At 70.5% G+C, this 11,965-nt stretch carries 15 protein-coding genes; 8 read left to right on the top strand and 7 right to left on the bottom strand.

Annotated elements, in window-relative coordinates; translation table 11 throughout:
• Nucleotides 1-17 precede the first annotated feature (17 nt).
• From ACZ7SW_RS17530 to ACZ7SW_RS17515, 4 genes are all read right to left on the bottom strand, one after another.
• A complete protein-coding gene (locus ACZ7SW_RS17530; RefSeq protein WP_470231444.1) occupies nucleotides 18-815 on the bottom strand; it encodes an ESX secretion-associated protein EspG in 798 nt (265 codons plus the stop codon).
• Nucleotides 812-1,138 (bottom strand): hypothetical protein, encoded by a 327-nt coding sequence (locus ACZ7SW_RS17525; RefSeq protein ID WP_470231443.1) that lies wholly within the window; start codon nucleotides 1,136-1,138, stop codon nucleotides 812-814. The genes ACZ7SW_RS17530 and ACZ7SW_RS17525 overlap by 4 nt, the downstream gene beginning before the upstream one ends.
• Before the next feature lie 25 nt (nucleotides 1,139-1,163).
• Nucleotides 1,164-2,315: a WXG100 family type VII secretion target gene (locus ACZ7SW_RS17520; RefSeq protein WP_470231442.1), complete on the bottom strand. Its 1,152-nt coding sequence runs from the start codon at nucleotides 2,313-2,315 to the stop codon at nucleotides 1,164-1,166.
• A gap of 88 nt (nucleotides 2,316-2,403) precedes the next feature.
• Nucleotides 2,404-2,943: a PadR family transcriptional regulator gene (locus ACZ7SW_RS17515; protein WP_470231441.1), complete on the bottom strand. Its 540-nt coding sequence runs from the start codon at nucleotides 2,941-2,943 to the stop codon at nucleotides 2,404-2,406.
• Nucleotides 2,944-3,014: 71 nt separating this feature from the next.
• On the opposite strand from ACZ7SW_RS17515, the gene ACZ7SW_RS17510 reads away from it, so the two are divergent.
• The 3 genes from ACZ7SW_RS17510 to mptB all read left to right on the top strand — a co-directional run bounded on the left by ACZ7SW_RS17510 (nucleotide 3,015) and on the right by mptB (nucleotide 6,331).
• Nucleotides 3,015-3,953, top strand: coding sequence for a hypothetical protein (locus tag ACZ7SW_RS17510; protein ID WP_470231440.1), 939 nt, complete (start codon nucleotides 3,015-3,017; stop codon nucleotides 3,951-3,953).
• Between the two features lie 133 nt (nucleotides 3,954-4,086).
• Nucleotides 4,087-4,737 carry a superoxide dismutase family protein gene (locus tag ACZ7SW_RS17505; protein ID WP_470231439.1) on the top strand — a complete coding sequence of 217 codons (651 nt, stop codon included), beginning with the start codon at nucleotides 4,087-4,089 and terminating at the stop codon, nucleotides 4,735-4,737.
• Nucleotides 4,738-4,882: 145 nt separating this feature from the next.
• On the top strand, nucleotides 4,883-6,331 hold the full coding sequence (gene mptB / locus ACZ7SW_RS17500) for a polyprenol phosphomannose-dependent alpha 1,6 mannosyltransferase MptB (protein WP_470231438.1): 1,449 nt from the start codon (nucleotides 4,883-4,885) through the stop codon (nucleotides 6,329-6,331).
• On the opposite strand, the gene ACZ7SW_RS17495 is transcribed toward mptB, so the two are convergent.
• The gene (locus ACZ7SW_RS17495) at nucleotides 6,328-6,807 is read right to left on the bottom strand and encodes a VOC family protein (RefSeq protein ID WP_470231437.1); all 480 of its coding nucleotides are present in this window, start codon (nucleotides 6,805-6,807) and stop codon (nucleotides 6,328-6,330) included. The two genes, mptB and ACZ7SW_RS17495, sit on opposite strands and share 4 nt — an antisense overlap.
• 51 nt (nucleotides 6,808-6,858) lie before the next feature.
• Here ACZ7SW_RS17495 and ACZ7SW_RS17490 point away from each other — a divergent pair, with 51 nt between their 5' ends.
• The 5 genes from ACZ7SW_RS17490 (at nucleotide 6,859) to ACZ7SW_RS17470 (ending at nucleotide 11,057) form a co-directional block, all read left to right on the top strand.
• The gene (locus tag ACZ7SW_RS17490; RefSeq protein ID WP_470231436.1) at nucleotides 6,859-7,506 is read left to right on the top strand and encodes a TetR/AcrR family transcriptional regulator; all 648 of its coding nucleotides are present in this window, start codon (nucleotides 6,859-6,861) and stop codon (nucleotides 7,504-7,506) included.
• Nucleotides 7,507-7,515: 9 nt separating this feature from the next.
• Nucleotides 7,516-8,199, top strand: coding sequence for a haloacid dehalogenase type II (locus ACZ7SW_RS17485; protein WP_470231435.1), 684 nt, complete (start codon nucleotides 7,516-7,518; stop codon nucleotides 8,197-8,199).
• 26 nt (nucleotides 8,200-8,225) lie between these two features.
• Nucleotides 8,226-9,776 (top strand): hypothetical protein, encoded by a 1,551-nt coding sequence (locus tag ACZ7SW_RS17480; protein WP_470231434.1) that lies wholly within the window; start codon nucleotides 8,226-8,228, stop codon nucleotides 9,774-9,776.
• Between the two features lie 79 nt (nucleotides 9,777-9,855).
• On the top strand, nucleotides 9,856-10,470 hold the full coding sequence (locus tag ACZ7SW_RS17475; RefSeq protein WP_470231433.1) for a ClpP family protease: 615 nt from the start codon (nucleotides 9,856-9,858) through the stop codon (nucleotides 10,468-10,470).
• A complete protein-coding gene (locus tag ACZ7SW_RS17470) occupies nucleotides 10,467-11,057 on the top strand; it encodes a ClpP family protease (RefSeq protein WP_470231432.1) in 591 nt (196 codons plus the stop codon). The genes ACZ7SW_RS17475 and ACZ7SW_RS17470 overlap by 4 nt, the downstream gene beginning before the upstream one ends.
• A 49-nt stretch (nucleotides 11,058-11,106) precedes the next feature.
• Here ACZ7SW_RS17470 and ACZ7SW_RS17465 read toward each other — a convergent pair whose 3' ends face one another.
• Complete coding sequence (locus tag ACZ7SW_RS17465) at nucleotides 11,107-11,454, bottom strand: helix-turn-helix domain-containing protein (protein ID WP_470231431.1); 348 nt, start codon at nucleotides 11,452-11,454, stop codon at nucleotides 11,107-11,109.
• A gap of 63 nt (nucleotides 11,455-11,517) precedes the next feature.
• Nucleotides 11,518-11,922, bottom strand: coding sequence for a hypothetical protein (locus tag ACZ7SW_RS17460; protein ID WP_470231430.1), 405 nt, complete (start codon nucleotides 11,920-11,922; stop codon nucleotides 11,518-11,520).
• Between the last annotated feature and the right edge of the window lie 43 nt (nucleotides 11,923-11,965).

The raw sequence follows: 11,965 nt of genomic DNA, 5'->3' as shown, positions 1-11,965 counted from the left end.
GGTCGTTTTCGGTGCGGTCATCGCGGCCGCCGCGCGACGGTGGCGAGCTCGCCGAGGGCGAAGCGCAGATCGGCCGGGCGCAGCGAGTTCACGCTGAGCCAGCCGTCGCGCGCGGGGTTGATCCGGACGCGGCCGCGCGGTCCGTCCAACCAGGACAGTTCGCGGCCCGCACGGGTGCGCCCGTCGCGGGTCGCGCCGAGCTGGCCGCGGCCGGTCAGCGGGACGACCAGGCCGACGAGACTGTCCAGCGCCGCCGGGTCTCCGCCGCTGTCCCGGACCAGATCGCGCAGCCGGTGGGCGCGGGAGACGTCGTCCTCGTCGTCGGTGAGCGCCAGTGCCTCCTTGACCGCGTGCGCGGGCAGCGTGACCGGCATCGTGCGGGCCGCCTCCACCTGCGGGATTTCCGCGAGCACGGCGTCCAGCAGCGCGGTCTCGTCCACCCGGCGCACCGACAGCGTGTCGGCTTCGAGCCCCTGACGGCAGATCAGCGCTGAGGACCGGTAGACGAGTGCGGTGACGGCGGTCGCCCCCTCGGCGTCCGCCACCACCAAATCAACGATGCCGCGACATTCCCGCAGCGCGGTCACCGCTTCCGCGGCGAGGCCGTCCGGCCCGGAGTCGTCGGCGAGACCGCGCGCCTTCAGCGCTTGTCCGGCGGTGGCGAACAGGATCTCGCGTTCGCCCTCGATCCGGCCGTAAGACGGCACCCGCAACGGAAACGGCCAGCTCGCCCCGGCGTGCACGGCCAGCAGGTCGGCCTCGACGAGTCCGATGTGGACGGTCTCGTCGCCGGCACGGGGCAGCACGGCGGTCATTCGGCGTGCCGTTCGAGCCGCTGGAACGCTTCCCGCACGCCGGATTCGTGCTCCTGATAGCGCCGGATGCCTGCCTGCAGCGCCTCGTGGAATCCGGTCAGTTCGGTGTCCGCCGCGCCCAGTTCGCCGGTGAGCCCGGCGTGCCCGGCGGCCTCGCGCAGCCGCTGCGCCAGGTGCAGCGCGGGCGGCGCGGTGCCCAGCTGCGGGAGCCGGTCGGCGAGCCGTCCCGCCGAACCGACGAGTTGCCCGGTCTGCTCGCCGAGCCTGCCCAGCGCGGCGACCTGCCGGTCCAGCGCGTTCGGGGCGACCTCGTGGCCGGTCATCGGGTGCTCCTGTCGTTCTTGTCGATCACAGCCCGATCACCGGGCTGATGGTCTTGTCCTCGGGGTGCAGGAGCGGCTGGTCGAGCACCGGCATCTTGTTCTGGTGCTCCTCTTCCTCCTCCTGCGAGGCGTTCGCGCCGCGGCCGGGCATCATGCCGTTGCCGCTGGCCGCGCGAGCGGCGGCCATCTCCGCCATCGCGGCGTTGTGGGCGAGCATCGCGCCTTCCATGCCGAGCGCGGAGCGAAGTCCGGCGGACAGGCCGGATTCGACCGGGGCCGCGGTGGTCAGCGCGCCCCACGGCATGCCGCTGCCCGCGCCGGAGCCGGCTCCGCCGAGCGGACCGGCGTAGCTCGAAGCGCTGGTCGAATCGTCCGCGCCGTAGGAATCGGCGGTCGTCGCCCCGGCGGGCGGCGGATTGATGGCGCGCGAACTCTTGTGCAGGCTGGTTTCGTAGCGCTGCATCACGTGCACCGCTTCGGCTTTCTGTTCGGCCGCAGCGACATTCGAGGCGAACAGGCTAGCCCCGCCGCCCGCGACCGCGCCGATCGCCGCGCCCATCAACGCCCCGGGGCCTGCTCCGATGCCGCCCGCTCCGGCGCCGAGGATCCCGCCGATGACCGCGCCCGCACCCGCTCCGGCCGCCGCGGCGGCGACTGCGCCCCCAGTCGGGTCGCCTGGCGGCTTCGGCATGGTGTTGCGCGCGACGGCGAGCGAATCGCCCGCGTTCTGGGCCGCGCCGCCGACGGTCCCGGCTCGGTCGCCGATCCCGGACGCGCGGTCGCCGAGCGAGCCCAGCCGTCCGGACGCGCGTTCGGCGGCCTGTCCGCTCCAGTTCTCGTGCAGCGTTCCCTGCTGCGATTTGAGCGAATCGGCGTGCGTGCGCATCTCCGAACCGTGCCGCTGCCATTCCGCGGCGACCGTGCTGACGTCGCCGACGTCCGCCTTCTCCCACAGCATCTGGTACAGCTGCTGGTGCGTGTAGGCGTTCCAGTTGGTGCTGCCCGGCGGGACCGGGGCCCCGAAGTAGCCCTCCCACACGTTGCGCAGCGCGGACACCACGGGCCGCGCCAGGTCGCCGACCGGCCCCGCCTTGTCGAGTCCCGCGAGCGCCGAGTCCGCCAAGTTCTCCACCCCGGCCGACGCGGCGTCGACCACTGATCCGGATTCTCCGGTCATACCCCCGCCTTCGCCTCTGCCCGGCCAGCTTCCGCCGGGCGCCCGCGCACGGTAAGAGGCGGCGATGAAATCACGATGAAAACTGTGCTCACCGGGGCGGGACGAGGTCTCCGCTCTCGATCCGGTCCGCGGTGCGGGCGAGCCACGCGGCGTCGTGACGGAGCCGGGAAACCAGGAAATGCGCCTCGATCATCTGCATTTCCGGCAACTCGGCGTGGTCGAGCGTCTTGGACAGCTCGCGGTGCTGGTCTCGGACCCGTTCTGCCCGGTCTCGCAGCAGGGTGACCGCGCGCGACGGCGGAAGCGCGCCGAGGTAGGCCAGCGCGATCAGGAACCGGGAGTCGAGGTTCGGGTCGGCGTCGCGCAGTTGCCGTTCGATCCGTTCGCGGAAATCGGCGAGGCCTTCGCCGGTCAGCCGCACCGGCTGCGGATCGCGGTCGCCGTCCGGTTCGACGAGCCCGTGCCGCGTCAGCGTGCCGACCAGCGTGTACACGGTCGACGTCTTCGGGTTCAGGAACGGATAGCGCGTGCGGAGTTCGCGCAGGAGCGCGTACTGGTGGCGCGGGGTCTCCACGAGCAGGCCGAGCATCGGCAGCACTAGCGGGTTGTCGAGAGCGTTCGTCGGCACCGGACCAGGGTAGCGCACGCTAGTCGTATACGAGTACATTGCTCGTATACGACTACTGGAGAGGGATGGTCATGATCACCTTTGGCGTGTGGCCCGGCGTGGTGAGCACGGATCTCGTGCGGCTGGAAACCTTCATCGACGCGCCGCCGGAGGACGTCGGACGGACCGCGGAAGCGTTGCGGGACCTCGCGAAAGGCACGGAGCGGTTCTACGTGCGGTGCTATCGCGGCTATCGGGGCCCGCACAAGCCGACGCCGCCTGACGCGGTGCCGTACCTCGGCGACGGGCGAGTGGTGGACTACGTCCTCGGCTACAGCAGTCCGGAGGTCGACCTCGACGGGTTCGCCGCCGCGGTGCGCGCCGCGGTTCGCGAAGTCGCCGAGTTGGGCGGCGGAAAACTGCAGGTCTGCGAGGAGGTCAACGTGGCCGCGCCGCTGGACGGCGGCAGCCCCGGCTGTTACGAAGCGCTCGGTGCCGGGCTCGCGGCGGCGCTGGACGAGCGGGCGCGGCAGGGAGTCGACGTGGCGATCGGGTTCAACGCCGCGGTCGCGCTTCCCGGTGATCCGTTCTGGGAGGCGGTGCGCTCGGCGGTGGATCCGGAAGTGCTGGCGCGGGTGGATTTCCTCGGCTTGGACTTCTTCCCGGACGTGTTTCGCCCGGTGCCCGCCGACGCGTTGGAAGGCGCGGCGGCCTACGTCGTGCGGTCGTTTCGCGAGTCCGCGTCGGCGATCGGGATCCCGGACGCGGTGCCGATTCACATCACCGAGACGGGTTGGCCGACCGGGCCGGAGAATTCGGAGGAAAAACAGGTTCAGGTGATGGAATCCGTGGCGCGCACGGTATTCGGGCTGGCCGCCGAGGTCGGCGTGGACACCTATGAGATTTTCGGGCTGCGGGACGGGTTGTCGAGCGGTCCTCGAGAGAATCGGTTCGGCTTGCTGCGGGACGATTATTCCGCGAAACCGGTGTACGAGACGGTGAAGCGGCTGATCGCCGAACATTCCTCCTGACCGCGAGGTCCGCGAAAGATGGACATTCCGCCGCGTGCCGGACTCTTTTAGTTCCATCTGGCCCCTGGCCACGGGGAAGGCGAGGCCCGATTCTGGAGCGGTCATAGATCACCAGTGCCCTCAGGGAGATACCGTGCGCAGAAATAAGTGGGTGGCAGGCGCGTTGGGTGCCTGCGCACTGGTCATTGGCGTGGCGCCAGCGGCCAGCGGCTACGTCGGCGAGCAGTTGCCGGACACCGCCCGGCAGCCAGCCGGGGCGGCTTACCGCGACGGCGACTCCGCCTCCGCCACGTTCAAGGACGCCAAGGGCAACGCGGTCGGCTCCGCGTGGTTCACCGCCGACAGCCGTTCGAACAACGTCTGGGTCGAGGTGTACCTCACCGGTCATTTCGCGCCCGGTTTCCATGGCATGCACGTCCACGAAAAGGGAAACTGCACCGTCGGCGACCCGAAAAACCCGTTCACCGCGGCGGGCGGCCACCTGATGCCGATGGACCACCACACCGGACTGCCGATCGGACAGCTTCCTTCGGTGCTCGTGCAGTCCAACGGCCGCGGGTACACGAAGTTCGTGCTGGACACCTTCACCTTGGACCAGCTGTTCGGTCCTAACGGGACCTCGATCATCGTGCACTCGAAGTCCGACAATTTCGCGAACATCCCCGCCGACCGCTACGCCGTCCGCAACGATCCCAGCGCACCTGTCCCGGACGAAAAAACCAAGGCGACCGGCGACGCCGGCTCCCGGTACGCCTGCGGCGTCATCACCCGAGACCAAAACTGACTGAGTCCTTTGTGGACTAATACTGAGTGCGGTCCGTGAGGGGAACCCTGAGGGAATCAGATTCCCTCAGGGTTCCCCTCACTGCCGGTAGCCGGAGTGGTGGCGGCGGCTACTACGATCGCCGCATGTCGTGCGCAGGTCTTCGATGAGTAGTCAGCCGGTCACGCTCTCGCGGCCCGTGCGGTTCTTCAGTTTCGCGTCCGCGGCAAGCGTGCGCTGGACCGGCTTCGGCGGGGTGGCGCTGCTGGCCGTCGCGGTGTACGCCGGGGCCGCCGGGATGTCCGGGGTGCTGCCGTTCGCGGGCGGGATCGCCGGGGTCGGGCTGGTCGTGCTCGCGTGGGCACTGCTCGGCGGGCGCGTTCTCGCCTCGGACACCCCCGGCGCGGGCTGGCTGAAGTGGACGCTCGCGTTGTGGTGCGGGCCGTTGCTCGTCGTGCCGCCGCTGTTCAGCGGGGACGTCTTCAGCTATCTCGCGCAGGGCGCGGTTGCCGCGCACGGGTTCGATCTCAACGTCGTCGGCCCGCGGCAGGCGCTGGGATCGGCGTCGGACATCGTCGGCCGGGTCAGCGTGTACTGGCGCGAGACGCCGTCGCCGTACGGGCCGTTGTTCGGTGCGGTCGAGCGGGTCATCGCGCAGGTGTCCGGCGGGAATCCGATCGTCGGCGTCGCCCTGCACCGGCTCGTCGAGGTGGCCGGGCTCGTGCTGATCGCGTGGGCGGTGCCGCGGCTGGCGGCTGCGGCGGGGGCCTCGCCGCGGGTCGCGTTGTGGCTGGGAGTGCTGAACCCGCTGGTTCTCTGGCACGTGGTCGCCGGGATGCACAACGACGCGCTGATGGTCGGCCTGATGGTCGCGGGCGTGGCGGTCGCGCTGGAAGCGGTGGGCGACCGGATCCGCTGGTGGCCGCTCGCCGGCGGGGTGCTGCTCATCGCGCTCGGCACCGAGGTGAAGGTGCCCGCGCTGGTCGCGTTGGCCGCGGTCGGGACGGCGATCGCCCGTCGCCGCGGGCGGATCGGCGAGTTCCTGCTCGCCGGCGCGGGGATGGTCGTCGTCTTCGTGGCGGTCTCCGCGGCGGTGTCGCTGGCGACCGGGATCGGCTTCGGCTGGGTGTCGGCGCTGACGACCTCGGGGGAGGTCAACAGCTGGATGGCGCCCACGAACTGGTTCGGCTTCCTCGTCGGCGGCATCGGTTCGCTGTTCGGCGCGCACATCACGCAGACGATGATCGGCGTCGGCAAGGTCATCGGGTACGTGCTCACCGCGGCCGGGATCGTCGTGGTGCTGCGGCGTCAGTGGACCGGCCGGATCGACGCGGTCCGCTCGCTCGGGCTGATGCTGAGCGCGGTCGTGGTTTTCGGGCCGGTCGTGCAGCCGTGGTATCTGCTGTGGGCGGCGATTCCGCTTGCCGCGTCGCTGCCCGCCGGACGCGTGCGGTCCGTCGTGATCACGCTCGTCGCGGTGTTTTCGCTCGTGCTTCCGCCGGTGGGCGGCAATTTCAGCGGACGGGTCGGATTGCTGGTGCTCGGGTACGTCATCGGGCTCGCGGTGGTGGTCGCGGCGTTCTTCGCGCTGCGTAAAGCTTCCACAGTGGACTAATGCTTGGCCATCCAGACCTGTTCGGCGGCTCGGGCGGAAGCGATCGCGTCGTCGATCACCAGCGGGTTCGCCGGGTCGAGGGCGGTGTGCGATTCGGTGGTGTAGAAGCGGACCTCGTGGCCGTCCGGGTCGTGCAGGCCGGGCAGGATCCAGCCGAGAGTCGCGAAATGGACGCCTGCGTGCTGTTCGCCGCGGCGCGTGAGGTCGCCGGCGAGTTCGGTGAGGCCGGCGCGGTCCGGGACGCCGAGGGAGAAGTAGTCGAACCCGGCGGCGGCGTGGGCGAGATCTGGGTTGAGCACGAGGCCGAGGTCCGGCCCGCCGCGCGGATGCGTCATGGTGACGCCGGTCCGGCGGCCGTGCTGGCGGAATTCGAGGGCGACGGCGTAGCCGAGCCGGTCGGCGTACCAGGCTGCCGACCGGTCCAGGTCGGCTACCGGCAGCTTCAGGTGATGCACTCCGTCGAGGGTGGGAATCATCGGTGACCTCCACTGATGCAGTAAGACTGCAATGCAGTTATGATGCATCTTGTGAAAGAGCAGGTCAAGGCCGATGCCCGAGCCGAGTTCGGGGCCGCCCGGATCGCGCGGACCGAGACGCTCGTGGTCGCGGCGGCGCGGGAGCTGTTTCTGGAACACGGCTACGCGGCCACCGCGCTGACGCAGGTCGCGCGTCGCGCCGGGGTCGCGCCGAGGACCGTGTACGTCCGCTTCGGCACCAAGGCGGCGTTGTTCCGACGAGTCATCGACGAAGCACTCGTGGGCGACGCGGAGCCGATCGACGTCGCGCACCGGCCGCGGGCGCAGGACGCGATGACCGCGGCGACCTTGGCTGAACGGCTGAACGCGCTTGCCGACGTCACCATCGGAATCGCGGATCGCGCCGGAGCTTTGCTTGAGGTGGCGGCACAAGCCGAGGGCGCGGAGCCGGAGATCGCCGAGGCGGCACAGTCCGGTCGGCGGGAGACGGCGCGGCTGTGCAAGGATTTCTGGTCCCGTGCGGCAGCGGACGGATTGATTGCGTCCATTGTGGACACAGAACAGCTCGCGCACACCACGGACGCCTTGCTGTGCGCGGACACGGTGGTGCATCTGCGCCGGGTCCACGGCTGGTCCGCGGTGGAATACGGACGCTGGCTGCGAGAGGCGCTGGTTGCCCTGTGCGGGGTGTCCGGATAGGTTGCGATCATGGACATCGAGGTGCTCGTGTTCGACGTGCTCGGCACGCTTGTCGACGAACCGGCCGGAATCCGGGCAGGGATCCGGAAATTCGCGCCGTCGCTCGCCGGGCCGGAGGTCGAGCAGCTGCTTTCGTTGTGGCAGAAGCATGTTGAGCAGGAGCAGGGCCGCATTGTCGCCGGGGAACGGCCGTATGTCGCGAGCGACGTCATCGACCGGGAAGCCGCGCAAGCCGTCGCCGACGCGGTCGGCACCGGGGATGCGGCCGAACTAGCGCTCGCGGCTCGGAAACTGCCGCCGTGGCCGGACACCGTCGACGGGCTCGCCCGCCTCGCCGAACGATTCCCGCTGGTCGGACTCTCCAACGCGAGCCGAACAGTGCTGCTTGACCTGTGCGCGAACGCCGGGCTGCGCTGGCACACCGTGCTGTCCGCTGAGGACGCGCGCACCTACAAGCCCGCTCCGGACGTCTACCGGCTCGCCATCGACGTCGCGGGCCGCGCGCCGGAGCGGCTGCTGATGGTCGCCGCGCACGCCTGGGACCTGCGCGGGGCGCGGGAAGCCGGGTTCCGGACCGCGTACGTCGGCCGTCCGGTCGGCGACCCGCCCGGCACGGCCGATCGCTTCGACCTCCAAGCCGACGGGCTCGCGGACCTCGCCGATCGACTCGAGCGCGTCGCTCGTCGCGGCTGAGCCCGGGACCGGGCATGATCTCGGGCGTGACTGCGCCCCGGATGACCGATCTCAGCGACTTCGAACGCCGTTTGGTCGAGTCGGCCAGGGAAGGCGAACTGCTCGGCGCCGCCCAGATCGACGTCGCCGACCTGGCCGAAACCGAAAGCCCGGACCATCTCGTGCGCGCGGAGGTGCTGCGGGACGTCCTGCTCGGCAGGCACGGCGATCTCGACCCGCGCGGGATCATGCTGGCCCGGGCCCGCATCACCGGCGAACTGAATCTCGACGGGGCCACCGCGACCGCCGGCCTGATGCTGCTCGCCTGCGTCTTCGACGAGCCGCTGCTCGCGCGCCAGGCGACGTTGCCGCATCTGTACCTGATCGGCGGGCGCATGCCGGGGCTGCACGGATCCCGGGTGCGGATCGCGGGCGACCTGCACCTGTCCGACGGCGTGCGGATCACCGGCAACAACTCGGACGGCGCGATCCGGCTGATCGGCGCGCGGATCGGCGGGAGCCTGCTGTGCCGGGACGCGGAGATCTCCAATCCGGACGGGCTCGCGCTGGAGGCGAGTTCGGCGGAGCTGGGCAGCGGGCTGTACCTGCATCAGGGAACGCGGATCACCGGCTCGTCGGCCGACGGCGCGATCCATCTCAACGGCGCGTGCATCGGCGGTCCGCTGGAGTGTCAAGGCATCACGGTCTCCAATGACCTCGGACCGGCCATCGAGGCGGACACCCTGACCGTCGGCCGCAGCATGCTGATCCGGGGCTCGGAACTGAGCGGCAACGGCGAAATCGGCGCGGTGCGGTTGCAGGGCGCGCAGATCGGCGGACAGCTGGAGTTCTCCGCGACCACGCGCGTCACGTCGCCGGAGGGGCGGCTGCTCGGGCTCTCCGACGCGAAGGCCACCACGGTATTCATGCCGGGCGACCTCGTGTGTCCCGATGGGAGCACCGGTGCCGATTGCAAGCATTCCGAACTGGCGTGGCTGGACGGATTCACTTACGCGGCAATCGATCCTTCGTTCGGCTGGCGGCGGTGGCTGCATTTGCTTCGGTGCCACACCGAGTATTACGACGCCACCGGTTACCAGAAGCTGGCGGCGGTCGAACGGACCGCGGGGCACGACGGAAACGCGCGCACCATCCTGATCGCCCAGCAAGACGACCTGCGCCGCCGTTCGCCGGACGCCCTCGGCGGGCGGATGTCGCGACTGTTCCACTGGATTTGGGGCGCGCTGGCCGGATACGGCTACCGCGCGCGGCGGACCGCGGCGGCTTTGCTGCTCGCGCTCGTCGCGGCCGGAGCGCTCGGATTGTGGTCCGGGGCAACGGAAACCCGGCCCGGACACCATGCCGCCGAACGGGTCGCGGCCGGTGCCGCGTGCTCGCCGGTCGAGTTGATCGGCCTGGGACTCGACCGGGGTCTGCCGATCGCGCCGACCGGTCTGCGGAGCCGATGCGACCTCGACACGGCCAGCGCCGCCGGGCAGGTGTTCACCGCGGCGATCTGGGGGGTGCAGGTAGCGGTGTGGGGGCTGGCGACGCTGGCGCTGGCCGGGTACACGAACCTGGTCCGCAAAACCGGCTGACTTCCCGCGCTGCTCACAGCAGATCTGCCGTCGGCAGAGAAAGCGGCCGACGCCGGGTCCGCGACGGCACAGTCGAGGCATGACCAACGAATCGACTCCGCCGATGTTCGACCAGCGGCTCCGGGAACGGTTCCTGAGCCAGCGGGTCCTCGTGCTGGACGGCGTGCTCGACGACGACAACGGGACGGTCCTCGCGACCCAGATGCTGTCGCTGGCCGGCGAAGACCCGGTCAAGGACATCGCGCTGTGGATCCACTCGCCCGGCGGTTCGGTCCCGTCGATGCTCGCGATCCGCGACGTGATGCGGCTGGTGCCGTGCGACGTGTCGACGCTCGCGCTCGGGCTGGCGTGCAGTGCCGGGCAGTTCCTGCTGTCGGCGGGCACTCCCGGGAAGCGATTCGCCCTGCCGCACGCGCGGATCCTGATGCACCAGGGTTCGGCGGGCATCGGCGGCTCGGCTGTGGAGGTCGAGGTACAGGCCGACGACCTGCGCTACACCCGAGACACAGTGCTGGGCCTCACCGCGCAGGACACCGGACAGCCGTTCGACCGCATTTTCGCCGATTCCCTGCACGACCGGTGGTACACCGCCGGACAGGCGCGGGAGTACGGCTTCATCGACCAGATCGTCGACCGCCTGGAGCAGGTCGTGCCGGTGCGCACGCACGCGATGGGCCTGGGGGTACGCGCATGAGCACCTACACCATCCCGAACGTCGTGACCCGCAGCGCGGGCACCGAGCGGATCATGGACGTCTACTCGCACCTGCTGTCCGAACGGATCGTGTACCTGGGCACGGCGATCGACTCGGGCGTCGCGAACGCGTTGATCGCGCAGCTGCTGTTCCTGGAGTCGGACAACCCGGAGCAGGAAATCAACCTGTACATCAACTCCGAGGGCGGCGACCCGGCCGCGATGCTCGCGCTGTACGACACGATGCGCTTCATCAAGGCCCCGGTGGCGACGACCTGCGTCGGTCAGGCGGTGGCGACTGGCGCGGTGTTGCTGGCTGCCGGTGCGGAGGGGCGGCGATCGGTGCTGCCGCACGCGCGGGTGGTGCTGCATCAGCCTGCCGCGCAGGGGCGCGGGACGATCCCGGACCTGATCCTGCAGGCGGACGAGGTGGTCCGGGTCCGGACGCAGCTGGAGGAGATCACGTCCCGGCACACCGGCCACAATGTGGCGGAACTGCGGCACGACACCGATCGGGACCGGGTGTTCGACGCGGCCGGCGCGGTCGAGTACGGGCTGGCGGATCAGGTGATCGCGGCTCGTCCGTGAGGCGGGGTTCGCAGGCCGGTCTGGGGTTCCGGCCTGCGGCTTCCGCTGTTCAGGCGGCCATCAGCACCGGCCCGGCCGGACGGCGCGCCGGTCGCGGTCCCACCACGCTGATCCGCCGGATGTCCCCGGCGATCCCGCTCAGCAGGCCGGCCAGGTTCACGCCGAGCGCACCCGTCACCGCGGCGATCATCTCGCTCGACGGTTCCTTCCGGCCGCGCTCGATCTCGGACAGGTACTGCGGCGAGATCCCGGCCCGCTCGGCGACGTCGACGAGCCGCTCGCCCTGGTTTTCCCGCTCGGTGCGAAGGCTGCGGCCGAGCACCTCGCGCCACAGCGGTTCGGCCTCGTCGTCCCGGACGGGGGCGCGGCGCTGGTGGAAAGGAAGGATGTCCGCCATAGGCCCAGCCTGGCATCCGCCGGGCCCGGATGGACAGCCGTTCCGCTCAGGGCAGAACGCGGGTCATCCGACGAGCTGGTTGCTGAGCATGATCATGCCGAGGATCAGTGCGATCGTCGATATCGCGATGCCGACCGCGGACACCGGTTTTCCGGTGCGCCGTCCGATGACGCCGACGAGTCCGCAGGCCAGCCCGGCCAAGCCGAACGGGAGCGCGAGGTAGGCCCGGATGCCGGTCAGGTCGATCGGCAGCAGGGGGAGTACGCAGCCGAGGATGCCGAGTACCAGCGCCGCGACGCCTAGCCCGACGCCGTTCGCCGGAGCGGGCCATGGCTGGGCCGGCGGGTAGGGACCGGGGTATTGCTGGGTGTTCGGCTGAACGGGCCAAGGCTGCGGCTGCTGCGTGGGGTCCGGCATCGGTGCCGGTCCGGCTGGCGGCATTCCCTGCGGACGGGGTTCGTCGGTCATCGGGAAGCTCCTCACCGCGCGAAAAAAACGTCGGCATACCTTA

It is taken from the genome of Amycolatopsis sp. NPDC114484 (assembly GCF_055633755.1).
The sequence above is the reverse complement of the archived record's forward strand: the minus strand, read 5'-3'. Positions and strand labels throughout refer to the sequence as shown.

Bases quoted from the DNA above. Each gene is read 5' to 3' on its own strand.
- ACZ7SW_RS17525 (WP_470231443.1), bottom strand. From the start codon at position 1,138: ATGACCGGCCACGAGGTCGCCCCGAACGCGCTGGACCGGCAGGTCGCC.
- ACZ7SW_RS17520 (WP_470231442.1), bottom strand. From the start codon at position 2,315: ATGACCGGAGAATCCGGATCAGTGGTCGACGCCGCGTCGGCCGGGGTG.
- ACZ7SW_RS17465 (WP_470231431.1), bottom strand. From the start codon at position 11,454: ATGGCGGACATCCTTCCTTTCCACCAGCGCCGCGCCCCCGTCCGGGAC.
- mptB (WP_470231438.1), top strand. From the start codon at position 4,883: ATGAGTAGTCAGCCGGTCACGCTCTCGCGGCCCGTGCGGTTCTTCAGT.
- ACZ7SW_RS17460 (WP_470231430.1), bottom strand. From the start codon at position 11,922: ATGACCGACGAACCCCGTCCGCAGGGAATGCCGCCAGCCGGACCGGCA.
- ACZ7SW_RS17530 (WP_470231444.1), bottom strand. From the start codon at position 815: ATGACCGCCGTGCTGCCCCGTGCCGGCGACGAGACCGTCCACATCGGA.
- ACZ7SW_RS17495 (WP_470231437.1), bottom strand. From the start codon at position 6,807: ATGATTCCCACCCTCGACGGAGTGCATCACCTGAAGCTGCCGGTAGCC.
- ACZ7SW_RS17485 (WP_470231435.1), top strand. From the start codon at position 7,516: ATGGACATCGAGGTGCTCGTGTTCGACGTGCTCGGCACGCTTGTCGAC.
- ACZ7SW_RS17510 (WP_470231440.1), top strand. From the start codon at position 3,015: ATGATCACCTTTGGCGTGTGGCCCGGCGTGGTGAGCACGGATCTCGTG.
- ACZ7SW_RS17470 (WP_470231432.1), top strand. From the start codon at position 10,467: ATGAGCACCTACACCATCCCGAACGTCGTGACCCGCAGCGCGGGCACC.
- ACZ7SW_RS17475 (WP_470231433.1), top strand. From the start codon at position 9,856: ATGACCAACGAATCGACTCCGCCGATGTTCGACCAGCGGCTCCGGGAA.